This window comes from Niabella sp. (genome assembly GCF_030150205.1).
Classification (GTDB): Bacteria; Bacteroidota; Bacteroidia; order Chitinophagales; family Chitinophagaceae; genus Niabella.
This window is the reverse complement of sequence record NZ_JASLGT010000024.1, coordinates 457,848-483,961: the sequence shown is the minus strand read 5'-3', so window position 1 is coordinate 483,961 and position 26,114 is coordinate 457,848. Positions and strand designations below refer to the sequence as shown.

Annotated in this window: 26 protein-coding genes; 16 read left to right on the top strand and 10 right to left on the bottom strand. The window is 47.1% G+C overall.

The annotated features are described in order from the left end of the window. Window positions 1-122: 122 nt before the first annotated feature. Window positions 123-497 (top strand): SusD/RagB family nutrient-binding outer membrane lipoprotein, encoded by a 375-nt coding sequence (locus tag Q1V85_RS18700; RefSeq protein ID WP_300602086.1) that lies wholly within the window; start codon window positions 123-125, stop codon window positions 495-497. An 80-nt stretch (window positions 498-577) separates the two neighbouring features. Here the strand turns inward: Q1V85_RS18700 and Q1V85_RS18695 are convergent, their stop codons facing one another. The 10 genes from Q1V85_RS18695 to Q1V85_RS18650 form a co-directional block, all read right to left on the bottom strand. After that, a complete protein-coding gene (locus Q1V85_RS18695; RefSeq protein WP_300602085.1) occupies window positions 578-1,477 on the bottom strand; it encodes a nucleotidyltransferase domain-containing protein in 900 nt (299 codons plus the stop codon). A gap of 54 nt (window positions 1,478-1,531) precedes the next feature. Beyond that, window positions 1,532-2,245 (bottom strand): phytanoyl-CoA dioxygenase family protein, encoded by a 714-nt coding sequence (locus Q1V85_RS18690; RefSeq protein ID WP_300602084.1) that lies wholly within the window; start codon window positions 2,243-2,245, stop codon window positions 1,532-1,534. Between the two features lie 162 nt (window positions 2,246-2,407). Continuing rightward, window positions 2,408-3,049: a Pr6Pr family membrane protein gene (locus Q1V85_RS18685; RefSeq protein ID WP_300602083.1), complete on the bottom strand. Its 642-nt coding sequence runs from the start codon at window positions 3,047-3,049 to the stop codon at window positions 2,408-2,410. A gap of 38 nt (window positions 3,050-3,087) precedes the next feature. Further along, window positions 3,088-3,825, bottom strand: coding sequence for a hypothetical protein (locus Q1V85_RS18680; RefSeq protein ID WP_300602082.1), 738 nt, complete (start codon window positions 3,823-3,825; stop codon window positions 3,088-3,090). Window positions 3,826-3,845: 20 nt separating this feature from the next. Further along, window positions 3,846-4,031, bottom strand: coding sequence for a hypothetical protein (locus Q1V85_RS18675; RefSeq protein WP_300602081.1), 186 nt, complete (start codon window positions 4,029-4,031; stop codon window positions 3,846-3,848). Window positions 4,032-4,080: 49 nt separating this feature from the next. Beyond that, complete coding sequence (locus tag Q1V85_RS18670; protein ID WP_300602080.1) at window positions 4,081-4,434, bottom strand: GIY-YIG nuclease family protein; 354 nt, start codon at window positions 4,432-4,434, stop codon at window positions 4,081-4,083. A gap of 135 nt (window positions 4,435-4,569) precedes the next feature. After that, window positions 4,570-5,049, bottom strand: coding sequence for a DUF6265 family protein (locus Q1V85_RS18665; protein WP_300602079.1), 480 nt, complete (start codon window positions 5,047-5,049; stop codon window positions 4,570-4,572). A 127-nt stretch (window positions 5,050-5,176) separates the two neighbouring features. Then, on the bottom strand, window positions 5,177-5,992 hold the full coding sequence (locus Q1V85_RS18660; RefSeq protein ID WP_300602078.1) for a helix-turn-helix domain-containing protein: 816 nt from the start codon (window positions 5,990-5,992) through the stop codon (window positions 5,177-5,179). Window positions 5,993-6,046: 54 nt separating this feature from the next. Further along, on the bottom strand, window positions 6,047-6,499 hold the full coding sequence (locus tag Q1V85_RS18655; protein WP_300602077.1) for a hypothetical protein: 453 nt from the start codon (window positions 6,497-6,499) through the stop codon (window positions 6,047-6,049). 54 nt (window positions 6,500-6,553) lie between these two features. Next, window positions 6,554-7,120 (bottom strand): Crp/Fnr family transcriptional regulator, encoded by a 567-nt coding sequence (locus Q1V85_RS18650; protein ID WP_300602076.1) that lies wholly within the window; start codon window positions 7,118-7,120, stop codon window positions 6,554-6,556. A gap of 177 nt (window positions 7,121-7,297) precedes the next feature. On the opposite strand from Q1V85_RS18650, the gene Q1V85_RS18645 reads away from it, so the two are divergent. The 15 genes from Q1V85_RS18645 (at window position 7,298) to tnpA (ending at window position 25,923) form a co-directional block, all read left to right on the top strand. After that, the gene (locus Q1V85_RS18645; RefSeq protein WP_300602075.1) at window positions 7,298-7,912 is read left to right on the top strand and encodes a Crp/Fnr family transcriptional regulator; all 615 of its coding nucleotides are present in this window, start codon (window positions 7,298-7,300) and stop codon (window positions 7,910-7,912) included. A 92-nt stretch (window positions 7,913-8,004) separates the two neighbouring features. Then, a complete protein-coding gene (locus tag Q1V85_RS18640) occupies window positions 8,005-8,424 on the top strand; it encodes a DoxX family protein (protein ID WP_300602074.1) in 420 nt (139 codons plus the stop codon). Between the two features lie 525 nt (window positions 8,425-8,949). Beyond that, the gene (locus Q1V85_RS18635; protein WP_300602073.1) at window positions 8,950-12,072 is read left to right on the top strand and encodes a TonB-dependent receptor; all 3,123 of its coding nucleotides are present in this window, start codon (window positions 8,950-8,952) and stop codon (window positions 12,070-12,072) included. A gap of 11 nt (window positions 12,073-12,083) precedes the next feature. Next, window positions 12,084-13,922: a RagB/SusD family nutrient uptake outer membrane protein gene (locus Q1V85_RS18630; protein ID WP_300602072.1), complete on the top strand. Its 1,839-nt coding sequence runs from the start codon at window positions 12,084-12,086 to the stop codon at window positions 13,920-13,922. A 35-nt stretch (window positions 13,923-13,957) separates the two neighbouring features. After that, window positions 13,958-17,056, top strand: coding sequence for a TonB-dependent receptor (locus Q1V85_RS18625; RefSeq protein ID WP_300602071.1), 3,099 nt, complete (start codon window positions 13,958-13,960; stop codon window positions 17,054-17,056). A gap of 18 nt (window positions 17,057-17,074) precedes the next feature. Further along, window positions 17,075-18,943: a RagB/SusD family nutrient uptake outer membrane protein gene (locus Q1V85_RS18620; RefSeq protein ID WP_300602070.1), complete on the top strand. Its 1,869-nt coding sequence runs from the start codon at window positions 17,075-17,077 to the stop codon at window positions 18,941-18,943. 21 nt (window positions 18,944-18,964) lie between these two features. After that, a complete protein-coding gene (locus tag Q1V85_RS18615; RefSeq protein ID WP_300602069.1) occupies window positions 18,965-19,366 on the top strand; it encodes a hypothetical protein in 402 nt (133 codons plus the stop codon). A 13-nt stretch (window positions 19,367-19,379) separates the two neighbouring features. Beyond that, the gene (locus Q1V85_RS18610; protein WP_300602068.1) at window positions 19,380-20,081 is read left to right on the top strand and encodes a DUF1080 domain-containing protein; all 702 of its coding nucleotides are present in this window, start codon (window positions 19,380-19,382) and stop codon (window positions 20,079-20,081) included. A gap of 6 nt (window positions 20,082-20,087) precedes the next feature. Then, window positions 20,088-21,434, top strand: coding sequence for a Gfo/Idh/MocA family oxidoreductase (locus Q1V85_RS18605; protein WP_300602067.1), 1,347 nt, complete (start codon window positions 20,088-20,090; stop codon window positions 21,432-21,434). 230 nt (window positions 21,435-21,664) lie between these two features. Beyond that, window positions 21,665-22,942 (top strand): Gfo/Idh/MocA family oxidoreductase, encoded by a 1,278-nt coding sequence (locus Q1V85_RS18600; protein ID WP_300602066.1) that lies wholly within the window; start codon window positions 21,665-21,667, stop codon window positions 22,940-22,942. 10 nt (window positions 22,943-22,952) lie between these two features. Then, on the top strand, window positions 22,953-23,771 hold the full coding sequence (locus Q1V85_RS18595) for a sugar phosphate isomerase/epimerase (protein WP_300602065.1): 819 nt from the start codon (window positions 22,953-22,955) through the stop codon (window positions 23,769-23,771). An 80-nt stretch (window positions 23,772-23,851) separates the two neighbouring features. Then, the gene (locus Q1V85_RS18590) at window positions 23,852-24,223 is read left to right on the top strand and encodes a DoxX family protein (RefSeq protein WP_300602064.1); all 372 of its coding nucleotides are present in this window, start codon (window positions 23,852-23,854) and stop codon (window positions 24,221-24,223) included. Window positions 24,224-24,333: 110 nt separating this feature from the next. Then, the gene (locus tag Q1V85_RS18585; protein WP_300602063.1) at window positions 24,334-24,666 is read left to right on the top strand and encodes a phosphoribosylpyrophosphate synthetase; all 333 of its coding nucleotides are present in this window, start codon (window positions 24,334-24,336) and stop codon (window positions 24,664-24,666) included. A 63-nt stretch (window positions 24,667-24,729) separates the two neighbouring features. After that, the gene (locus tag Q1V85_RS18580) at window positions 24,730-25,170 is read left to right on the top strand and encodes a DUF3052 family protein (RefSeq protein WP_300602062.1); all 441 of its coding nucleotides are present in this window, start codon (window positions 24,730-24,732) and stop codon (window positions 25,168-25,170) included. A gap of 309 nt (window positions 25,171-25,479) precedes the next feature. After that, window positions 25,480-25,923: an IS200/IS605 family transposase gene (gene tnpA / locus Q1V85_RS18575; RefSeq protein WP_300602061.1), complete on the top strand. Its 444-nt coding sequence runs from the start codon at window positions 25,480-25,482 to the stop codon at window positions 25,921-25,923. Window positions 25,924-26,114 lie beyond the last annotated feature (191 nt).

Genomic DNA, 26,114 nt, shown 5'->3' with positions numbered 1-26,114 from the left:
GTATTTGTTATTTAAGAAAACTCCTGTATAAAACCAGAAAGCGGTACTTCCTGCGGTAATCCGAATTTTTTGCGCAGCCGGTAGCGGGCAATTTCCACCCCCTTGAGGGTAAAATTCAGCAATTGTGCCATCTCTTTTGTGGAAAGATTCATTTTTACATAGGCACAGATCTTCATATTGATGGGTACTTTACCGGGGAAGCAGCATTTAAATCCACCCCCGATGATCAGCTAAAACAGATCTGGGCGCAGCGTTACCTGCTCAATTTTATGCAGGATCCGCAAACCGCGTTCTTTGAATACCGCAGAACAAAATTCCCGGAGTTTCCTGTAAACCCTGCAACATCTTTAAATGAGAACAACAAGAACGCCATACCGGTGCGCTGGTTATATCCCTCATCTGAGGTAAATTATAACAAGGCCAACCTGGTTGAGGCGTTGAACCGCCAGTACGGGGGTGTGGATGAGGTAAATAAAGTGATGTGGCTTTTAAAATAATGAACAAGATCCCGGTAAATCCGGGATTTTTTTTGGTGCAGCAATCACCCGCTGATTGCGCCGTTTTCCGGAAGAAAAGATCAATCCGGCAACCGGAACAATGGTTCATAAAGCGGTGCAGACAAAGCCACTACCTCACGATGCAGTGCCTGTAGCAATTGCACACTCTTTTTTAATGTATGCGGGTCTGCACAAAGTATCTGCGCTACTTTATCAGTCAAACGGGCGGGCTTCAACGGTGCGGCCTCCAGTTGTACGATCGCCCGTTTATCACCCATCGGATAAAGACCATTAATAGCAAATAAGGCAGAAACAATATCCTTTACAGCCCTTGTTAAACAGCCAACGGTACTGTACACATCTCCGGTTGCAGCAAATTTGCCGGCATTCCATATAGTAAACTCAGCAGACCACAGGGTTTGTGTTACAACATTTTTTTTTAATTGAGATGGATAGGTTTTGGATGTTTCCTTTAAGCGTGCTATAATGCCCTGGTCATCCATCAGCGGGATGCAGCACTGCGTTTCTGCAAGATAAAAAAGCGAGGAAAATCCATAGGGCGGCTGTTGTTCAAAATGATTTTTCCACTTGCCGCTCTGTGCATTTTCGATCGTCTGCGTTACCTGTTCAATATTCCGGTAAAGAAAATCGACCTTGCCGGCAGTTGTCTGTATCCAGGCGCCGCCATTTACCCAGGGGCCCCATTCATAAAAACCGGTAACGGCAGGCGTTTCAGTTGCAAAGCGCCCGGCAACCTGCCGGATCGATCCGGTATCAAACGGCCGGTCAGGCATATAGTAAAGCCCAATATCCATATCAGATTCCTTCGTTGCCGCTCCCTGGGCATAGGAACCTCCTAATACAATAGCAGCCACCCCTTCAATGGGTGCTAAAGCATCCACTACCTGTTGCAGCAGCTGTTGTTTTTGCCGCGGCAGGCTAATTCCTGCTGCCTTTATTTGTTTTTCAATAAACGTCATCCTGTTACAAAGTTACCAATACCGGCTTCGAACCTATGCCCCCATTGCAGAGAATCAAAAAACCACCATCTTTTCTGACCATTTCACTGAGGCTGGTAGTTCCATGCTTGAAAACTCTATATGAATGACCCGCCGTTGCCGGTTATTCTGCGTACGCCCGGAGCTATGTAACAATAAAGGTTTCATGATCATTACCCCTCCTTCGGGAACACAGCATGCATGTTCCGTTTCCACAGACCAATCAATATGCTCCGGCCGATAAATGCCTTTCCGGTGCGATCCCGGCACCACCCTCAATGCCCCATTTGCTTCATCGGTATCATCAAGATGTATGCGCATGGTAAAAATATTTTCCAAAACGGGAAGTGGCGGTTGTACTGCAAATTGATCCTGCTTTACCGTCCATGGACCATAGCCGGAAACCTCTGCCCTGGTATTTACAGAAATGGTGAGATCCTGATGGTAGCTGACATACCAATTGGAAGCAGCGGGTTTATCAAAATAGATACTTTTTATTACAAAATAGGCCTTTCCATAAAGCTGATGAATGAGGGATTTCAATTGGAAATTAAAAATCAGCTCATAAATGTCAGGGATCTCTTTCAGAAATTGCCGGATGGCAAAGAGACCGGCCGATTTGCGAAATGTGTCCTTTGTTTTATCAGCAGCCTCAATCTTTCTAATGATAGCGTTCACTTCCTGTGATGTAAATATAGCCGGAGCTACTGCAAATCCCTTTTCACGGAATTCCATTTCGAATGTCTGCAAAAATTTTTGTTCTGTTATCAACATTAACAAATATACATCAAGATACCATCCCTTACGATATCAGACATGCAATCAGTTGGGGTTAACCTAAAGACCAGGGAGACCTTTTACACCGGCACCGCCAACCTGGCTATGAAAGCCATCAAATCTGATCCCTTCTTATTAAACGGCGCGCCCCGCCCGGGACAGCCGGCGGCCAAGGCCCACAAATACAGCGGAAATCAGGAGGAAGCCTCCGGTTAAAACCACACTGTTTAACAACGCACGCGGATATCCTAACACCGTTACATCCACAAAAGGATAGGGATAAAAACCGGACATTGCGCCTCTTAAAAAAATACAGATCGCATATACCGCCGGATAAATCAGCCACCCCGGAATGAGCTTCCAGCCCAATGTTGATTTAGGAACCACCACCAGCCAGTACAGGATAAACAGCAACGGAACGCCTACATGGAGCAACTCATCCACCAGCCACTGCCACCCTTCTGGACTCCACAAATGACGCAATACCAGGTTATACACCAGCCCCACAATAGTGATATACACCGTAATAGCCGTAGCCGTTCCGGGCTTCAAAAGGAACCTGCTCAACCGGCCGCCGGGGTTCATCAGCAACAGGGTGCCATAAATGGCAACCAGCAGATTGGTAAGGATGGTATAATAAGAGAAAAAACGCAGCAGGGTTTCCCCAGGAGGATTCTTTGTATGCAGTACCATCAGGCAGAGCTGGAGCACTACGGCAAACCAGGCAACCAGCGTTACAAGAATCAACAACCAGCGTTTTCTTATTTGAGTCTGCATTATATTCGATTTGTTTGGCTTTAAGCGCCGGTTCCTGTTCAGTTATTCCAGATATACTGTAAGGTCAGTTGCAAATGATAGTAACTGGGCTTTATCAGTCCAAGGCGGGGATTGTTAAGATCACTGATGACCAGCATGGTCAGCGATACGGTTACAAAATATATAAGCGGAACCATATAGTGAACCCGTTCCTTTACACCATTCATAAATCCGACCAAAAACCCGATCAGCATCGATACCACAACCAGCAGAAAAATAACAAATGCAGGTGTTCGTTCATAGTTGGAATATGCAAATAAAGAAACCGTGTCCTGTAACTGATCAAAATATTCCGTCACTTTATCGATGGCCACATTGTGCTGTTGCTTCTTCAGAGCGGTCAGGCGGACCCAGTAAGCATCACTCTGCTTTTTAGCATTATAAAAAAAAGTACCATTCCCCGATTGCTCAAAAGCCAGCTGGTTTTTTAAAAATTCCTGGAGCATGTTTTTTGTATACAGCCGGAAAGAATCCGGCAGCTTTCTGCTATACCGGTAAAGTGCATCTATATTGTTCGCCTCTTTATGCAAATAGGCAAACCGCTCGCGATGCGCATTCCCCGCCTGCAAAAAGGTGAAGGAAATGATCAGGCCAAAAATACCGACGATGGAGTTTTCGATACCGGAGCTATCCCAACGGAATTTCTTCCGGTAACGCAAGGCGTACCGGATTCCTCCCGCAACACTAAAAAACAATAAAACAACATACAGCATGATCACCCACAGAGAGTCCAGCATAACCTGATACGATTTGACTGTTACAATAAAAACAGGAAAAACCTGGATGCCGTATCATTCTCTGCAACGCTTTTCCTGCCCTGTGCATTTCCCGAATTTACAACAAAATCGCTGTATTCCTGTATCAGGAAAAACCTGAAGACGCTATCCTGGTTATTGCCGCTATGCCGGCCCCGGCTGATCGGCGAATATGGATAGGGAGACATCGTATGTTAATGTTTGGAATGTTTCCTGAATCGTCCTACACCGGGAGTGTTATTTAACCGTATGGTAGCCATTTGCTCCAAAAGGCTGCAACTCCTCCATAAACATCTTTTCCAGGTGTTCTGCTTCTCGTTTATAATCCGTTGGTTGCGCATCGTCCTGTTTTATTTCGCTGAGGATCTCATAAGCAAACTGTGCTTCCCCCAACCGCAACCAGTCTGCCTGCAACTCTTCATTTGAATGAAGACCATTATTCAGCTGAAAGCGAAGGCGGTTCCATATGGCCACCAGGTCCGTACTGCTTCCAATAAAGATCTTATCGTTTTCTGTATTCCTTACCTGGAACACTCCCATTTTAAATTTCTGCTGTTTATACTGCTCTTTCAGCTCTTTTTTTGTTTTCATCTGCCGGTTTATACCCTACAAAGGTAAGAGGCTTCTGGTTTTTCTTCATGCAGGATGTTTCAAAGAAGGTACAACAGACTTGCCGCTTCTGCTGTCATTCGCCTGCAATATTCGCAAAGTATGGAGCCGCCCCCCTTAATGCACCCGCTTCATAGGAAAAGATTGTTTCCGCTCATTACCGTTTTTGGTTCCTGAAATTTCCGCTAACAGGGAGTCTGCCCCCACCCGGGTATAGCGGATCCTTTGAGGAAAATCATGTTCCGGGTTTTCAAAAATCAATTCCGTTTCTGAAACCGTTTTTGAAGTAAAAACAACCGGCTCCCCGTTGTTCTGACGCGGAACCGTTGCTATATAAAGCAGCCGCCCATTTTTTTCCACCAGCTTTACAGTTTCAAACAACAGGGTATCCTTTTCCTTGAGCATATAGCTTTTTCCTGTTAGCGCTGCATCGCCGGATCGGGTCCAGGTTTCATAAATGATTTTTCCCGGCGCAACCCGGTTTTCCCAGGTGCCGGCCAGCCATTCCGCGTTACGGATAGTTGGCGTGGTATCCGCCTTCCAGCAGCAAAGGAAGAAAAGCGCGGAAATGAGTATCCTTTTTGTTTTGGAGTACATCGGTAACTGTTTTATATGTTTTGAAATGGCATTGTGAAAATGCCACCGAACCGGTTGTGTAACCCGGCGCATCGGCAAAACAAAACTATGCGGTATTGAGCGGCAGGCATTGTAAAAATGCGACAGCCTATTCCACTCCGTAAAATAGTGCCGACAACTGCAGGTTGTGCCCATAAAAATCGCCGGGTGTTTTTCCGGTAAACGCCCGGAAGTCCTTAATAAAATGCGCCTGGTCGTAATAATCGCCTTCGTAGGCCAGGGATGTAAGGCTGTCATACTGTTTGTTCAGCAACAGCCGCAGCATGGCCTGCATGCGGATGATGCGGGAGAATTGTTTGGGACTGATCCCGATCAGGGAAGCGAACTTACGTTCCAGCTGCCGCCGGTTTACCTGTAACTGTCCGCAAAGCTGATCAACGGAGTACTGACCGTTCGCAGACAGGATCATTTCAACCGTTTGTTTTGCCACCCGGTCGATCGTTGTTTGGCTTACTAAACGGGCCCTTAAAAATGCTTCGGCTATCCGGATACGGTCCATGGTGGTTTTGGCCTCCAATATATTCCGGTTTAGCAACGCCCCGCCATCTGAAAACAATAATTCCGTCGCAACCGCGCGGTTCTCCATTTCCTTTACAGGGTATGTTGTAAAAGGAATAAATCCCTCTGTGCGGAAGCGCACCGCAAAGATACCCGTAGCCCCCGTTGGCTCAATTTCCAGCGGCCGGGTAAGTTGACCAATTACAAAACACCGGGGTTGTACAATGTAGCGGCTTGGGTCCAAATACTGCCGGTACAGATCTCCATAATGAAAGATCATTTCCATACAGCCGTCCGGTACGATCCGCTGGCGTTGGGGCGGCTGGGCTTCCGCTCCCTCCAGCGTCCAGTAACACTTTATAAAGGCATCCAGGTCCGCGCCCGGTGAAAAGGTTTGATAGGTCATACGGCAGTTAAACGTTCATTTTTATCAGTATGTTGCTTTACAAAATTAAATAGTTTAAGCCTTTATTGCTGCCAGATAGATCCAGGCAATAAAAAACAACTGCAGCGGTACCCGGAACCATAAATAAGATGGCCCGCTTCCATTAAAAGAGGCTTGCTGATAGTCGATATGTTTAAACGCCGCATAAATATTGGCCGGCAACAGCAACACCAGGAACAGGATCAGGAACCAGGCCGCCGGAAGCCGCAGTGCGGGGATCAGCAATGCCAAGGCTGCTAAAATTTCAACAACACCGGTACTATAAACAAGCGCGTTCTTTGCCGGAATAAAGGCCGGCAACATCATCGACATTCCCTTTGTAAAGGCAAAATGCCCCGTTGCTGTAAATACCAGCATTATGGACATAGCGACCCTGGCAGACAATGCCCATGCATCCGGCCGGTGCATTAATTTTGTTACCACAGCGGTTATTGCAAACGTAACCAGTAGCACGATTAAAGGTTTCATTTCTTTTTTTATGCAAAGTTCCTTTTACCTGCGGTGCAAAACAATGAACCTGGATTAATAAATCCGCCGGCGGATACGGCTCAATGCCTGAGGAGTAATGCCAATATAGGATGCAATGTATTTCAGTGGAATTTTTTGCAACAGTTCCGGCTGTTCCGTAAAAAGTTTCAGGTACCGTTGTTCAGCCGTTTCATTAAGCAGCGAAAGTTCCCGCCGGGATTTTTTGAGAAACAACTCCTCGCCCGCGTAACGCCCGATAGCATTGCCAATGGTCGTTTGGCGGTAAACTTGCTGAAGATCTTCATAGGTTAACTGCCAAAGCACCACCTCCGTAAGCGTTTCTATATGGTATAACGAAGGCAATTGTGTAAGGAAGGAGTCATAGCCGCTTACAAACCCGTTGGCAAAGGCAAATGAAAAAGTGACCTCCCCTTCTCCCCGGTCCATATAAAAACGGATCGCCCCTTTTTCAATAAACGATAGATGGCGCTCTGTTTGACCGGCTTTTAACAGCCGTACCTTTTTACTGAATGGTTGCCGTACCAGCTTTGATGCAAAAAACGCCCAGTCTGTATCGCTCAGCGGCGCTTTCTGTTCAAAAAGTTTCCGGATCTGTTCCATGAATACCAGGTATATTTTTAACCATCAGTAATGCTGCGGGCACTGTTCTTATCCGGGTTAAAAATACGCCTTATCATTTTAACAACAGCCGTATCAGCGGATGCAATTTCAGCTACTGTTGCAGCGCTTTATTGCCGGCCATAAATCCATTATCTTTAGAACCGGGATCCGTTCAACATGAACCCCGTTATAAAGAAAGACTGGTATATGCACGCCTTGTTAATGCAGCACATCAATGCCCTGGTTCCCCTAACAAAAGAGGAAGAAACGTGGATAACGGAAGCTTTTCATCAGAAGACACTAAAGCGAAGACAATTCCTGGTACAGGAGGGCGATCCCTGCCGGTATCTGAGTTTTATAACCAATGGCTGCCTGCGTTCCTATTTTACCAACGACAAAGGCCAGGAATACATCGTCCAGTTTGGTATTGAGGGCTGGTGGCTGAACGATAATGAAAGTTTTTTATTCAATACGCCTTCGCAGTTCAATATAGAAGCCCTCGAAGCAACTACGTTGTTACAGATCGACCGGCCGGGACTTGATATGCTGTATCAAAATGTGCCAACGCTCGAGCGTTTTTTCCGCATCCTTTACCAGCGCAGTTTTATTATGTTACAAAAAAGGGTAATTGCCACTATGAGCCAGACCGCCGAACAACGCTATCAGGAGTTTTCAGCAAGATACCCCGAAATTGCAAACCGGGTACCGCAATACCAGCTGGCGGCCTACCTCGGTATGACGGCAGAATTCCTCAGTAAGATCCGGCATGGAATGACGCCCAAAAAAGCTTAAACCAGTTCAAGTTTTTTTCCTGTACTGCTTCATTTTTTTTGAATACACAACAGCGCAGCTTTGCAGCTGAATGTATTCTTAAAAAAAAAGTTATGGAATTCTTTTTTCAAACAGGCGGCATGGCCGCTACCGTTCTCCGGTTAACCCTGGGTTTTATCATGCTCCCCCACGGATGGCTGAAAATTTCTGGTTTTGGCAGCACGCTGCAGCACCTGCAGCAAGATTACCAGGTACCTTACCTGTTGGCGATCCTGGTGGTGCTTGCGGAATTTATTGCGCCTCTTTTCCTGATTGCAGGCTTCGGTTCCCGTCTTATGGCACTCCTGCTGATCCTACTGATGGTGGGCGCTGTTATCATGGGACATCACTGGCAACACGGCTTCTTTATGAACTGGTTCGGGAACCAGAAAGGGGAAGGATTTGAATATCATTTGCTGGCCATGGGCATAGCCATTATGCTTCTGGGAAGCGGCAAATGGTCGGTAGACCTGTTGTTCATACAGAAACAATAACCCGGTGTAAACCATCCGCCTTTTTACAACGGACCGTTGTGCTTCAATTCAATTGTAGTACAACGGCTTTTTTTATTTATGTCGTCCGCTAAAACGCGCGTAAACCAGTATCCGAGGTTTCTGTTTTTTTTTTTTTTACCCGGTAGAAATAGATGATGGTTTTCGGGGATATTGTCCTTAGTATTGCATTTGTGCCCATAACATCAGTGTAGCATATATATACGCCTTTCATTGCAAAATCAAATTGAATCAGACACCCTGTTTTTCGGTCCGCGGTTGCGTAAGAAGCTGAAGGGTCGCTTCATGGCCCCAACGACCCTGTTTACAGGGACGCTTCAGCTGTGCCCGCTTCACGAAAAAAAACTTTATCAAAATTTTCTCAAAAAAAAAAGGCAGATTCACTACTATATCCCTAAAACGTTTTCGTAGATTATCTTAGTTTGTATAGCTTCCTGCTCTATTTTTACAACGATTGCTTTAACGATTTTGTACGATTGCCAATTTAAAAGATTCAACCCGTAACTCATGAAACCAGGAAACGAGCTGCGAGAGGGAGCATTCCTTTCGCTTTTGAGGCACGCCTTTGCGTTATTTGTATGTTTGACTATTCTTACGAGTACCGGATACAGTCAGACGCATCAAAACCAAATAGTGCGTGGAACTGTGGTCAACTCCAATAATGAACCGCTCAGGGATGTTCTTGTGGTGTCAAAAGAAACCAGCAAAAAAGCAGTAACCGACAACGAGGGCCAGTTTCGCCTGCCGGTATCAGCTACCGGCACACTTACCTTCAGTGCCGATGGTTATTTGACCCAATCTGTTAACGTACACGACGAAACAGAAATCACGGTTAAGTTAAATGAACGCTACCGTGCGGAGGATAAAACGGAATACGTGCATATTCTCTATGGCAAACAGAAGAAGGAAACCGTTACTGCTGCCATTTCCCAGATAAACGGAAGCGCTATTGAAAACAGGGCCATTCTTTCAAACGCGAACAAATTAACGGGCATGTTACCCGGGTTATTTGTTATGCAGGACAACGGAGAGCCCGGCAGTGAAAGCGCTTCTATGTGGCTTAGGGGAAAACGCACCTTGCGCTCCAAGGGGCCCGTGATCCTTGTTGACGGGATTGAGCGTGATATGGAAATGCTGGATCCATCCGACATTGAAACCGTTACCGTACTAAAAGACGCCGCAGCCACCGCTCAATATGGAATGCGCGGGGGAAACGGCCTGGTACTGGTTACTACCAAAAGAGGACATGAAGGAAAAATACGCGTCAACTTTAATGCAAGAACGGGTGTCAAAAGCCCTACGACCACGGCTAAATTTCTGGACGCGTATGACTATGCACGGCTTTATAATGAAGCCATGCATAACGACAATCCTGATCAAACATTGCTGTATAACGACGTAGATCTTGCCAAATACCTGGAGGCAAGAAACGGAACCCTTACCGGGCTGGATGCCTATCTTTATCCGAATATTGACTGGTATAACCGGTATCTGAAAAAAAGCACCACACAGCAACGATACAGTTTAAATATTGACGGGGGAAACCGCTATGCAAAATATTTTGTATCTGCCGGGTATACCCGGAACGACGGGCTATACAATGTAGATAAATCCATAAATCATTACAACACGAATGCGTCAACAAGGCTGCTGACCCTCCGGTCGAACCTGGATGTTTTTGTAAACAAACGCTTTACCATGTCCCTGGATCTTTCAGGCAAACAGGAAGAGCGAACGTTTCCAGGAGACCGTACAGATGCCGCCCTGAGAGTATTCCGGTCCCTGTATAAAACACCCCCAAATGCTCATCCCATCCTTACTCCCGATGGTAAGCTTGCCGGCACAAAGGACTATTCTTCCAACCCTTACGGCCTCCTCAACTACCAGGGATATTCGCTTTATTATACCCGCAATATGTTTGCAACACTGAAGCTGAATCACGAACTCGATTTTGTTACAAAAGGATTGAGTGTGGCCGGATCCGTTTCGTTTGACAGTTATTACGAGCAAACCACCAACCGGAGCAAATCCTTCAAAGTATACCAGATCACTACGGTGTTGAATGCAGACGGTACCAGAACGCCTCAGTACAACAGCAACAATACTTTAAAGTACATTGAAACCGGATCCAATACCCAAATGGGTACCGGAGGCTCATACAACAACAACCGGCGCCTGCTGAATTATGAGGCTTCCCTGAATTATGACAGAAGTTTTGGAGACCATGCCATCACTGCATTTGCCGGGTTTGTACAACGGGAAATAGGCCAGGAGAACAACGAGAACCTGCCCCGCCTTTACAGGGGTTATAATGGACGGGTATCTTATGGATACCGCGAAAAATACCTGGCCGATTTCACGATCGGGTACCAGGCATCGGAACAAATGCCGCCATGGGCAAAATACACCGCCTTTCCCGCAGCTTCGGTGGGATGGGTGATCTCTAAAGAGAACTTTCTAAAAAACAGCCCGGTGGTTAATTTACTCAAACTGCGGGTATCGCATGGATTATCCGGCTGGGATGATATCGGCGGATACTTTCTGTGGTTCCAGCAGTATGCCAGTACGGGCGGACTTAATTTTGGCAACACCGCCGTATCCTATACCGGGTGGAATGAACAGGCGTTTGCCCTTAATAACGTGCAGCCGGAGCGGGTAAGAAAAACCAATTACGGGGTGGATGCACAGCTTTTCAATAATAAAGTATCCATCACTGCAGATTATTTTATGGAGCGGAACAGCCGGATCATGGTGCAGCCCGAACTGCCCTATACCATGGGGATCCGCTTTCCGGACATGCCGATCGCCATCGTGGAAAATAAAGGCTATGACCTGCGGGTAGGCTATGCTGATAAAATCGGGCAACTGAATTATTCGCTTACCGGCATTCTATCCCAGGCAAAGAACAAGGTTATTGAAAGAGGCGAGGCAAAAAAGCTATACGATTACCAGATGAGAACCGGCCTTTCGCTGGATCCCGTTTTTGGATTAGTGGCACAAGGGCTCTTTCAAACCCAGGAAGAGATCGACAAAAGTCCCCGGCAAACCTATGGGGTAACCAAACCGGGTGATATTAAATATAAGGACATCAATGGCGACGGCGTTATTGATGATTATGACCAGGTGTACCTGGGCAACAATGCAGACCCCACCTATCAATACGGCATCAACCTTAGCCTGGAATTCAAAGGCATCGATTTCAGCGCCCTGTTAACCGGGCAGGGAGGCGGCTATATTTACCCGGGAGGCGAGGCCATGTATGAGTTCCATGACAATGGTACCGTACGCGAGCACCACCTGGGCCGCTTTGTTCCCGAAGATCCGAATACCTGGGCCACGGCCACCTATCCGCGTTTATCACTGGCCAATAAGGCCAACAACCAGCAAACCTCCACATACTGGCAAAAAAGCAACCAGCTCACAAGGTTAAAGAATATAGAGATCGGGTATACATTTCCCGAAACGCTTGTACGGAAAATTAAAGCCAACAAGGCCCGTTTATATGTGAACGGCTATAATTTATTTACAAAACAGTCCACAGACCTGATGGATGTAGAAGCCAGAAGTGTACATTACGTGCTCTACCCCATACAAAAAATTTACAACGTGGGCTTAAACATTACTTTTTAAAATTCAGTTCTATGCGCAATAAGTCCATAATCAGCTGCCTGTCCTTTTCCATCATCGCACTGATGAGCGCGTCATGCAGGCACGACCGGCTGTTCGACATCCCGGTAACCTTCAAAGGGTACGACGTTGTTTTCACAGACTCCGCCAGGGCAGAATTCTTTGTCAACAATATGGAAACCGAAATGCCTGCCGATCACGGTAACTCTTATAACCGGATGCAGGGCGGCGCCATGCTGGCTTCCGCCTCTGATGAAGCCATGCATATTTCCACCAACAAGACCGTGCCTTCTGCCCCCACCCGGATGAGTGCCGGGAACTGGAGCCCCTCCAATATGCGGTATTATAACAGCAGTGACGGTGCCGGAGAAATTGGTTCCTGGCTTAAATGGGGCGGCTACCATGGCAACCGCAAGGCCAATACCGCATTGAAATACCTGGATAACTTACCCCCTACCGTTTCCACCCGCTTCCGCAACCGGTTAAAAGGGGAAGCCACATTTGTACGGGCCATGCAGCATTGGTTCCTCTTTCAAAAATGGGGCGGCATACCCATTGTAAACGTAGCGTATGAAGCGTCAGATGATGTGATACAGCCCCGTAACTCCGTAAAATCGGTAGTCGATTTTATTGTAAGCGAATGTGACCGCGCCATCACCCTTTTCCCGGATGAGCCCTATAGCTTTGCGTCTGAAATTGGCCGGCCGGATAAAGGAACGGCCATGGCATTAAAATCGAGAACCCTTTTATATGCCGCCAGCCCGCTTTACAACGGGGATGGATACAATCATTCCGGAGACACGCTTATCTGCTATGGCAGTGCCGATCCTAAAAGATGGGAACTGGCCGCCAAGGCCGCACAGGACGTAGTAGACCTGGGATGGTACAACCTGTATGTAGCCAATGATCCCACAAAACGGAACGGCACCCGGAACTATAAAGAATTATTTTTTGCCTGGGGAGTCAATTATCAGAATAATAAAGAATTTATTTATTCAAGGATCCGGACCACCAACCGGGATACCGAAAATGATAATTTTCCCTCCGGCTTTACCAATGCCAAAGGGGGCACCTGCCCCTCGCAGGACCTGGTAGATGCCTACGAAATGGCGGATGGTACCCTGTTTAACTGGAACGACCCGGTTAAAAAAGCAAACCCTTATGTGAACCGCGATCCCCGGTTTTATGCAAGCATTATTTACAACGGGGCCAAATATGACAAGTTTGCTTCACACAACGGCAGCCCTACCAACCAGTACAACTTCGACATTTATGAAGGTGGTAAAAACAAGGCAGGACTGTCGCAAACAGAAACCGGGTACTACCTGATGAAGTTTATGGATTATGAAAATGTAAACCCGGTAACGGGTTCGGGAGGTACCTATCATTGCTGGCCTTATTTCCGCTATGCCGAGATCCTGCTGAACCTGGCAGAAGCCGGTAATGAAGCCGGCGGACCCGGTTATGTGGCTCCCGGAGCGGCCCGTCCCCTTACCCCCGTTGAGGCCATTGACCTTATACGGGCCCGTGCAGGCATGCCCGACATTGCTACCTCTTTTGCCAAAAGGGGCATCGCACTGACAAAAGAAAATTTAAGAACGCAGATCCGCAACGAAAGAAGGATTGAACTGGCATTTGAGGAGCACCGGTACTATGACGTAAGACGATGGATGATCATTACCGATGGCTACATAAGAGGTGTAAAAACCACTAAAAACAGCGACCAAACGTTCAGCTACGACCCCAATATACAGGCTGAAAAAAAAGTATTTGATCCCAAACATTATTTCTATCCCATTCCCCAGGTGGAGATCAACAGGAACTACCTGTTGCGGCAAAACCCGGGTTGGTAATCACTTTTCTCTTCAACGATAAGTTACAAGTCTGTATGAAAAAAATTATCCTGTTATCCCTGATGGCATTGATCTGCATCGCTCCGGAAATATTTGCACAGCAGCGGGCGCATGTTATTTCAGGAACTGTTTTCGACGAAAACGCCGCCGTTTTAAAAGGGGCATCGATTATTGAGCAAGGAACACGCAATGGGGTTATGACCAATAGTGAAGGGCAATTCACCATTACCCTCCGCTCAAAAAAACAAACGATTGAGGTGACCCATACGGGGTACCTGCCCAAAATCATCGTGCTGAAAGAATCGGAGAACAGTATTGATGTATACCTGGAACCGGATGCATCCAACCTGAACAATGTAGTGGTAGTGGGCTATGGCACCCAGAAAAAAGCCAGTCTCGTAGGCGCGATCTCCCAGGTTTCTGCCGAAGATTTGAAAAAATCATTTGCACCCAACCTGACCAACTCCCTTGCCGGCCGCGTTGCCGGTGTCATCACCGTTATGGGAAGTGGCAAGCCGGGCGATGATGCTTCAAAGATCTATGTACGCGGTATGGCCACCACCAATAATACCGATCCCCTCGTGCTGGTGGATGGGGCAGAACGCGATTGGGCACAGATTGACCCCGCCGATATTGAAACCTTTTCCGTATTAAAAGATGCATCCGCCACCGCCGTATTTGGTGTAAGAGGTGCCAATGGTGTAATCCTTATTACCACCAAGCGCGGACAAAAAGGAAAACCCGCCCTGAACATTACGTCGCGCTCTTCCCTCCAGTCGCCCATACGCCTGCCCAACTACCTGGGCTCTTATGATTTTGCCGTGCTTACCAATGAAGCCCTGCGCAACGAAGGCAAGCCGGAAGAGTATACCCAGGAAGACCTGGAGCACTATCGCTTAAAAAATTCGCCCTATACACATCCGGATAATGATTATTACCGCGACTTTTTAAGAAAGGCGTCCTTTCAGCAAAATGTAAACCTGAGTGCCCGTGGCGGAACGGACTTTTTAAGCTATTATATTTCGGGAAGCATCCTCCACCAGGAAGGGATGTATAAAACGTTCGACAACACCCAGTACAATACCAATTCCAACTATGACCGGTACAATTTCCGGTCTAACCTGGATTTTAACCTGACCCCAACCACCAAACTGGGTGTGGATTTGACCGGCCGGCTTGAAACCCGCCGCCAGCCGAACTTTGACCAGGATCTGTTTGACAAGACCCGGCGGCTTCCACCCAATTACCAGGCCTATATCAACCCTAACGGTACGATGGGTGGCCGCTCAGATGAAACCAGGCTGGCCCCTTACGCCCTGCTCTCCAGTTTCGGAAACCGCAGCCGCTATACAAACGTTTTGGAAGGCGTATTCAACCTGAATCAAAAACTGGATAAAATCACCAAAGGCTTAAGCGCCCGCGGCCAGCTAAGCTTTAACAGCAGCTTTAAATCGAAATACGATATTAGAGAAAAACCGGAGCTCTGGCAGTATGATAAATTTGGAGCTTACATCAAAAATAAAGAGCGGACAGATCTCTCCTATTTTACAGAGAAAGGCCCCGCCACCCGGAGGATCGCTCTGGAGTATGCACTGAACTATAGCAGAACCTTTAACAAGGATCACGCAGTAACCGGGATGCTGCTTTACCAGCAAAGCCAGTACTGGGATGAGTACGATATCCCCATCGGATACCAGGGCACGGTAGGCCGGGTTACCTATGGCTTCCGTTCCAAATATCTTTTTGAATTTAACGCCGGCTATAACGGTTCTGTGCAGTTTTCAAAACAGCACCGCTATGGACTCTTTCCCGCCCTGTCACTCGGCTGGGTTCCCACTGAAGAAGGCTGGTTGCCCAAGAATGATATCCTGAATTACCTGAAGATCCGCGGCTCTTACGGGGAAGTAGGTAATGATAAGATCGGCGACTTCAAATACCTCTACGAGCAGCGGTATAACCTGCTGCCCAATGAAGATGGATGGAATATAAAATGGGGTGAAACCGGCGGCACCACGGAACGGGCCATTGCAGAAGGTCAGCCAGGGAACGGCCTTGTAACCTGGGAGCGGGCCCGCAAAAGCAATATCGGCTTTGACGCCAAACTGTTCAAATCAAAAGTGTCGTTAACAGTAGACCTGTTCCGCGAATACCGCAATGACATCCTCGCCATCCCCTATTCCGTACCCCTGGTTTACGGGATGAACAACCCGCAGAACACCGAAAGAAAAGACAAACAGGGGCTGCCTCCGGAAAACCTCGGCATTGTTAAAAACAAAGGGTTTGAGATAGAGCTGGGCTACAACGGCAACGGAAAAAATATCAACTATTTTGTCAAGGGCAACTTCACTTTTGCCCGCAACAAAATATACCGGATCGATGAAGAAGGGAAAAAATATGACTGGCAAAAAAAGGAAGGCAAACGGATCGGCCAACACTTTGGGCTTACCGATATCGGGCTCTTCCAGCGTGAAGATTTCCTGATGGATGACAAGGGAAACCTGGTTCTGGTAGGCGGTTATCCTTCACTAAAACCGGGCATTCCAACACCCAGTTTTGGCGTGGTGTACCCGGGTGATGCCCGCTATGCCGACCTGAACGGAGATGGCATCATTGATAGTTATGACATCGGCGCCATCGGGCATGGAACAGTGCCGGAGTACGTGTATGGGGTGAATATGGGCATCTCCTGGAAGAACCTGGATCTGAGCATCCTCTTCCAGGGCGCCGGCAATGCAGAATTCTATTTTAAAGAAGATGCGGTTTGGGAATTTTTTGCCCAGGGAAAAGTAATGCAACAGCATTTAGGCCGTTACCGGAACGACGATCCGTCCACCTGGACAACCGCCACCTATCCGCTGCTGCACCCGGCCGAAAATACCAACAACATGCAAAAAACCACCCGCTGGCTGTTTACAAGAGATTATCTGCGCCTGAAAAATGCAGAGCTGGGCTTCACCTTTCCCCGCCAGGTCCTTAACCGGATACACCTTACCGGGTTAAGAGTATTCGTGAGCGGGAACAATCTTATAACCTGGGATAAAATGATGAACTGGGATCCGGAATCCGGCAGCGAAACAGGCAACCAGTACCCCCAGTTAAGACTTTGGAATTTTGGGATCAGTGTAAACTTTTAAGGATAAAAAATCAGATATATGAAAAATATATTTTTAATATTATGCACGGTTTTGATTGCCAGTTGCAGCATCGACCGGGCCGGCCTTCTCGACAAGCAGGAATCGGGCGATTTAAACGAGGCCCTGGTATTTTCAAGTGCCCTGTATACCAAACAGTTTTTAACAGATATCTATCGCCGGCTTCCTTATGGATGGGATGATAATGTGTACCTGGATGCCGCCACGGATGATGGCGAAGCCCGGCCCTGGTGGGGCTGGGTAAACCAGATCCATACCGGCGCATGGAATCCTACAAGCGTACCGGATAAGTTAAAAAGATGGTCCGATTATTATGCCGCCATCCGGGCCTGTAACCTGTTCCTTTCGAAGATTGACAATGTTCCGGTAGATGCGGAGCAATACATGAGCTCCGAAGAAGTAAGAACCCGCATGAAATATGAGGCGGTTTGCTTAAGAGCCCTCTTCTACGCAGATCTTGTGCGTTATTACGGAGGCGTCCCCATCATTACAAAAGTACTGGACCGGGATTCTCCGGAGCTGTTTACGCCAAGAGCCAACCTGCAGCAAATGAAAGAATTCATCATTGCCGATTGCGATTCTGCGGCAGCGTATCTTCCTTCCAAACAATTAAGTGCCGACTATCACCGCGTAGGTGCATCCGTGGCCAAGGCCATCAAGGCCCGGTTATTACTTGAGCTGGCAAGTCCCCTTTTTAACAGCACCGAATCCGGTCCCCTTTCTCCCTGGAGCTGGGGGAACTATGATGCCAACCGATGGAAAGAAGCAGCAGATGCGGCAAAGGACCTGATCGATTATAAAGACCCGATCACCGGCAAACTGGTTTCAGACCTGGTATACCTTACCACCACCGACCCTAATTATCTCAATGCAAGAAATTCTTATCCCGGCTCACTGAAAGCGATGGGCTTTTATTCTGTTTTTGTAACGCGGGTAAACAGTGAGATCCTTCTGAGTTTTTCCAGGAAAGGAGCTACTACCAATGAACTGGATAAATGGCAGCTGCCCGGATCGATGCAAACAGAAGGAGACAAATCCTACACAGAGCCCACTTACAACTACGCCGCGGCTTTTGAAACAAAGGATGGCTACCCGGTATATTTAACGGACGACGATGGTCAGTACATCATCGATCCTGCCACCAATGAATTTGCCATCAATCCCAAGGCCAATTTTAACCCTCAAAAGCCATACGACAACCGGGATTCCCGTTTTTATCACTCCATCTGGTACCAGGGCTCCAAGTTCAGCAATGTTACGTTTGAAGCATGGCGTGCCGCAGACGGATCCTATGGCCGCGATTACCAGGTAGGCTATGCCCATACCGGCCTCTTCCTGAGAAAATTTATGGACCCCAAAAATATATCCACCGGGTCCAATAACCCCGGTGTTCTTTCCGGAGGTACCTCGCACTGTTTCCCTCTGTTCAGACTTGCGGAATTTGTATTGGGTGCTGCCGAAGCGTTGAATGAATTTCTTCCCGATGGTGCCGACAGATCCGAAGTCATTGCACAAATGGATAAAATACGCCTGCGCGCAGATATGCCCGATGTAAAGACAACAGCCCTGCGCAACGGATGGAACACCACCGACAAAGCAGCAATGCGCAAATTCATCCGTAACGAACGTCGGGTGGAACTCGCATTTGAAGAACATCGCTTCTTTGATATCCGCCGCTGGAAGATTGGTGAAAAAACACAACGCTCCGCATATGTACATGACGTGCTCAAAGACAAAACAAATAACACGTTTACGTATACCATCAAACTATGGGAAAGGCGGATTTATGAATCAAGACATAACCTGCTTCCTATACCGCAGACAGAAGTGAATAATAATCCGAATATGGTGCAGAACCCGGGCTGGTAATACGATCTAAATTCCTCAATTATGAAAAAAATTTTCCTACTGATTCCATTGTTGCTCGTTCTTTTAATAAGCTGCAAAAAAGACGACTTTTTTGATAAATTTCCACCAGAAATCATGTTCTTTGAAGGAACAAAAGTGGAAAATGCAAACTTTGTAAGTACAACGCTTAACAAAGACTCGACCCACTATCTTGTTAAAGCGCGCGTAAGTGCCCCGTTTGGCCTGAAAGAAGTGAACATCTACAGCAAACGCAACGGCAGCCAAAACCTGGAAAAAACCATCACCGATTTTGGTACGTCGCCGAATGAAGTCTTTATATACCAGGACATCACCAATATCAGCGGAAGTGTGGAGGTATTGTTTACCGCAGCAGGTAAGGATAACCGGAATACTTCGAAAAGCTTTAACATTTTAAAAAACTAAAATATCCGATACAATGAAAATCAGTTACACCCTGCTCCTGCTTCTTTTTGTGCATACCGCCTTTTGCCAGAAAACCGATAATGCCCTTACAAAGGCGGAAAAAAAACAAGGCTGGATCCTGCTTTTTGATGGAAAAACAACCACCGGGTGGACAACCCCGCAAGGGAAGCCGGTATCCAACGGATGGCAGGTAACCGACGGTCTGTTATCTACAAAAAGTGGTGGCAAAGGCGGCGACATTGTTACAGAAAATGAATACAGCGATTTTATACTCACCCTGGATTTTAATATCGAAAAAACCTGTAACAGCGGGGTTAAGTACTTTTATGCCAAATATCCCACCGGTGGCAACCTTGGGTTTGAGTACCAGATCCTGGATGATGCCGAAGCTGAAGACAATAAAAAAGACAACCATCTTTGCGGATCGTTTTATGATGTTATGTCGCCTGATAAAAACGCAAAAAGAGTGAATCCGCCCGGTCAGTGGAATAGTATTAAAATTGTATGCAAGGGCAAGTCTGTAGAACACTGGTTAAACGGCAAACGCATTCTCAAATTCACCCGTGGTGATGAAGCTTTTTTAAGCGCTGTTGAAAAAAGTAAATTCAATAAAACCGTACCGGCCTTTGGGTCCTTTGATAAGGGAAAGATCCTGCTGCAGGAACACGGCGGAACCGCATCATTTAAGAACATCAAACTTTTAATTTTAAAATAAATTTTTATGACCCGGAGAAGAGATTTTATTAAGAATATGGGCCTCGGGGCTGTAGGCATCAGCCTGAGTCCATCCGTATTGGGAATGTCTGCCAAAAGCTACCGGAACATTATCGGTGCCAATGACCGCATTTCTGTAGCCTGTATCGGTATAAACGGAAGAGGCGGCGGAATGGCAAAAACCTTTGCCAATCAAAAGAACACCGAGGTATCCTGGCTTTGCGATGTAGACAACCGTACTTTTTCAAAAGTGATCAAAAATCTGAGCGAAAGCGGTCAGAAAACAACGCCCAAAACAGAAAAGGATTGCCGGAAGCTGCTTCAAAACAAAGACATCGACGCCATTTATATTGCCACTCCCGATCACTGGCATGCGCCCCTTACCATTATGGGTTGCCAGGCTGGCAAACATGTTTATGTAGAAAAGCCTTTGAGCCATAATCCTCATGAAGGAGAACTGGCAGTAGCTGTGGCCCGCAAGTACAATAAAGTGGTTCAGATGGGTGCCCAGCGCCGTTCTGCCCCTACGCTTACCCAGGGCATTGAGCAATTGCATAAGGGTATTATCGGCCGTGTATATATGGCTAAAACATGGTACACCAATACCCGTAAAACCAACTTTTTAAAACCGGCAGCAGTACCCTCCTGGCTGGATTATGACCTGTGGCAGGGACCGGCGCCCCGCATGCCCTACAAGGACGGCCTCATTCATTATAACTGGCACTGGTTCTGGCATTGGGGAACAGGAGAAGCGCTGAACAATGGCACCCATGAGGTAGATGTAGCCCGCTGGGGATTGGGCGTAGACTTTCCAATACGCGTATCTTCAATGGGAGGCCGGTACCATTACAAAGACGATTGGGAAACCCCCGATACCCAGGTGGTAACCCTCGAATACCCCGGAAAAGTGATGTTGGTATGGGAAAACCGGAGCTCAAACGGAAGAAAGATTGAAGGTAGTGATCGTGGTATTATTTTTTATGGAGAAAATGGCAGCCTGGATACCGGTGGCGACGCTTATAAAATATACGATAATAACGGAAAGTTAGTAAAAGAAGTAAAATCCGGATCAGGAGAAGAACCGATGGATGGCCGGAACACTGCCAGCCCCAGTTTAGGTCTGGACAATCTGCATGTAGCAGACTTCCTTGGTGCCATAAGAGAAAACCGCCGGCCCAACTGTGATGTTGAAACCGGTTATAAAAGTACCGTAGCCATGCAGCTGGGAAATATCTCCTGGCGTGTAGGGCGCGATATCAAAATTGATCCCAAAAACGGGCATATTCTCAACGATGCGGAAGCTCAGAAACTCTGGAAGCGGACCTATCAGAACGGATGGGAACCTAAACTTTGATAAAAGCAATTGCAGGGGCATTAAAAGATCCTGCTAAAAAACAACCGTACCCTTTGGTTGAATGATGAAGACGCCGCGTTCGAAATAAACGCGGCGTCATTTTTAATACCACGTAGGGAAGATCTGGAGGCGGGAATTACATCCGGAAAAATCCCGGTTCTTACATACCCCGAAAAATGCTATATATTTGAAACACGGTTGGTTGTTCAAAAAAAAATTCAACAGATTGTATGAAAAGAAGAAACTTCATTGGCCAAACAGCAAAAGGCGCGTTGGCATTTACCATTATTCCCCGTTCTGTTTTGGGTGGCAACGGATTTGTTGCACCCAGCGATCGCATTAACCTGGGATATATCGGAACCGGGAAACAGTCCTACGGGCTGGTTAACGCCATTAATGGTCCGAAAGAAACCTTAGTACTGGCAGCATGCGATGTATACGAAAAAAAACTGGAGCATTTTATCGGACTGGCCCAGAAGGCCAATGAAAAAAAAGTAGCCACCAATGTAAAAGGGTACAAGCATTACCGCGAACTGCTGGATCGAAAAGACATCGATGCGGTTGTAATTGCAACCCCGGATCACTGGCATGCACAAATTGCGATAGACGCAGCCAAAGCGGGCAAGGATATTTATTGCGAAAAACCACTGGCACTCACCATTGCCGAAGGCCGTGCCATGGTAAATGCTACCCGTAAATATAAACGGGTGTTTCAAACCGGTAGTATGCAGCGCTCTTCCTTTAACTTCCGCCAGGCGGCCGAACTGGTGTCAAACGGCTATATCGGGAAAATAAGCGAGATCAATGTTTCGGTAGGTGAGCCGGTAAAACAATGCGACCTGCCTACAGAACCGGTTCCCGATGGACTGGATTGGGATCTTTGGATCGGACCTTCCTTATACCGCGGGTACAATGCCATCCTGGCTCCGCCGCTGGAAGCAAAAGACTGGGCCTGGTGGCGTGGATACCGTGGCTTTGGCGGGGGACTGATCACCGACTGGGGTGCACATATGTTTGATATTGTGCAATGGGCACTGGGCATGGACAATTCCGGACCCGTACAGTTTCTTCCGCCAAAAGAACCGGGTGCCAAGAATGGGTTGTCGTTTGTTTATGCAAACGGAATAAAAGTAAACCACAAAAACTGGGGCGAAGGAAATGCCATCCAGTTCATTGGCGATAAAGGCAAGATAGAGGTTAGCAGAGGATTTATCAGGAGCAGCCCGGAGAACCTGGCTTCCCTGAAATTTAAAACCAGCGATAAACGTTTATACTTTAGCGATAACCATTACCAGGATTGGGTAGATGCCATAAAGAAGCGTTCCAAGCCGATCTGTGATGTGGAAGTAGGGCACCGGACCGCTTCGGTTTGCAATGCGGTGAATATCGCGTATGAATTGCAAAAGGACCTGAAATGGGATCCGGTAAAAGAAGCCTTCGACAATCCTTATGCCAATATGATGCGCAGCCGCGCGTACCGGGGTGAATGGGATTTCAACAAATTTTAGCAGCAACACGATGACAGCAGCACCATCTTCAGAAACCGGATCCCAGGGGTCCGGTTTTTTAAATAAAACATCCATCCCCCTGGGCGTTCAGCTTTGGTCGGTAAAAAATGACCTGGCTCGCAGCATTGACCCAACGCTGGAAAAGCTGGCGGAAACAGGGTTCAGTTTTGCAGAGGCTGCGGGCTATGACCCGGGCAACCGGACCATCTTTGGTTTAAAACCGGATGCATTCCGTAAAAAGCTCGAAGCGGCCGGTATGCCCTGCATCGGCGCACACGCACCGGTTTCACCGGAAACAATCCTCCCGGTTTTAGAAGATTTTTCTGCCTTAAACATTACTTACCTGGTTTGCTCGTTGTATCCGGATCCGGAACGTACGGCTGCCGACTATTACCGGATTGCAGAACGTTATAATCAAATCGGAGGCTTCGCCAGAAATGCCGGCGTTCATTTCGGATACCACAATCATCATTTTGAGTTCACTGCCATTGAGGGTGAACGCCCGATCGATATCCTCCTGGAAAACACCGATCCCACACTGGTATGCTTTGAAGTGGACCTTGGCTGGGTGGTACAGGCTGGTGAACCCCCGGAGGCACTTTTTAACAGGCATCCCGGCCGCTTTCCGCTATGGCATCTACGGGATGTAACTGCCGGAGGAACACCCGTAAACGCCGGCGAGGGCATCGTAGATTTCCATTCATTGCAACCGCTGAAAAAACAGGCCGGATTTTTGTATGGGATTGTGGAAACGCCTTCTGCCGCCACAGATGGATTGGACCGTGTAACGGCCAGTTTTAACTATATCAGGAGAGAGCAGCTTTACTAGAATATACTAACTATAGCATTCGATAGCATGCTCTTTTTGCAGACGGGCAATTTTAATTTTGAACCTCTAAAATCAGCAAAATGAAAATTGTAAAGCAAATCGTCTTTACCCTGTTTGCATTAATGTTTCTCAATGCCGGCCTCAACAAATTCTTTAATTACATGCCGGCTCCCAAACTTACTCCGGGGCAAATGGAAGCATTCGGTGCCTTTATGAAAATAAAGTGGCTGATGCCGCTGCTGGCAACCATGGAAACCACCGGAAGTATCCTGGTGATCATTCCCAAAACAAGGGCCCTGGGCGCATTGATCCTGTTTCCGATCATGACGGGTATCTGCCTCCACCATGCTACAATGGACCCTTCAGGCTTACCGGTAGCACTGGTGCTGGCCGCAATCCTCGTTTGGATCATCATCGATAACCGGAGAAAGTATCTGCCGATGGTGCAATAATGCAGCCGTACCGCAAAAAGCCGTTGCTTATCCCTCCTGCAGGCAGTGCATAGGGCCGGCCGCTTTCTACGTATAAAAGAAGTAACTTTGGTATACAAAAGCTCCTTGTTATGAATACCGAAAAACCGCATTATAGTTACGACACATTGAGTGAAGCTGTAGACGACCTGGCCCGGAGGGGATATACCGAAGATTTCCTGGCAATGGAAGACAATGATTGTCTTTACTGCAACCAGCATTCCCTTGAGCTGCCACCGGAAGAGTTTGAGATTGATGAAGTTTATCGTTTTGAAGGTATGACCGATCCGGCGGATGAGAGCATTGTATTTGCGATCTCTTCACAAAAGCACAACATTAAGGGAACGGTGATCAACAGCTTTGGCGCCGATTTCGGGTACCGTTCTTCCAAGCTGGTAGAACACCTGAAGCAGCACAGGGGCTGATTTACTTCCGATCTGGTATACATTGACGCGAAAGCCACACCCGGCTTAGCAATCTAACTGCATATGTCTGCCACAAAACAAAAAATACAACTCACAGCAACAGGATATTCGGGCACGCCGCTGATAAAAAAACTTGGGGCAAAGCCGGGTTTTAAAATTAAATGCATGCAGGTGCCCGATCATTATTTTGAGCTGCTGGGGGCGTTGCCGGAGCATATTAAAATAAGTACCGACAGAAAAACAAAAAAAGATCTTATTCATTTTTTTACAACCAGCGCCGCACAGTTGAATAAAGAACTGAAGCAGTTGCGGCAGGAAATCGAAGAAAATGGGACGATCTGGATTTCGTGGCCCAAAAAGTCGGCAAAGGTTCCAACGGACCTGGACGAAAATCGGGTGCGGGACATGGCATTGCAAAATGGATTGGTTGATGTAAAGGTTTGCGCCATTGACGAAACCTGGTCCGCACTTAAACTGGTCATCCGGCTAAAAGACAGGAGATAAACGGGTTTTATCAAGGTGTAACGGATTTAAGACGGTTCCCTCCGCGGTCCTTACGGATGCTGTGCGTCCCTAATGGCGCTATTGTATGTACACATTTCTTGAGTTCGTATCGAATCGTTCTTGAATCATTACAGCGTTGCCCGAAGGGCACCATGTGCATAACCCCCGGCTAAAGCCGGGGGTAAGAAAATACGTATACGGCGCGGCCCCGGAGGGGTCGAATGTGATGAACGCAGATTGGATTTTCGAAAATTAAATGTAAATTGGAGTCAACAGAACAATATTCTATGACCTATGAAACCCGATATCATGAGCTACCGTCAGATTTTCTACCAGATCATTTTTGCCACTAAAAATCGCTGTAAAACCATTACAGAAGCGCATTGCGAAGAACTTTACAAATACATATGGGGTATCGTAAAGAATAAAAAATGTAGCCTCTATCGCATCAACGGCATAGAAGATCATATACATATTTTTTCAGATCTTCATCCGTCAACATCACTTGCGGATTATATCAGGGATATAAAATCATCCAGCAGTATATGGATGAAAAGTAATGGCCTGTTTCCTGAATTTCGTGGATGGCAGGAAAGCTACGGCGCCTTTACCTATTCAATAAAAGAGCGGGATATCATCATCAACTATGTCAGGAATCAAAAAGAACATCATAAAAATGAACCGTTTTATGATGAATATAAGCGGCTGCTAATTGAGCATGGCGTTGAATTTGACGAAAAATATTTATTATGAAACACGGTCCTGCCAGATCCGGAACATTAAACGTACGACCCCGTTGGGGCCGCGCATTCTGCACATTCGTTGCCCCCAGCTGACGCTGGGGGCTATGCACATGGTGCCCTTCGGGCAACGCCTGACTATTTCAATTCTTTATTAAACGGTCGCATATCCGGCGATGATGAAGCATCAGGCCATTTTATTAT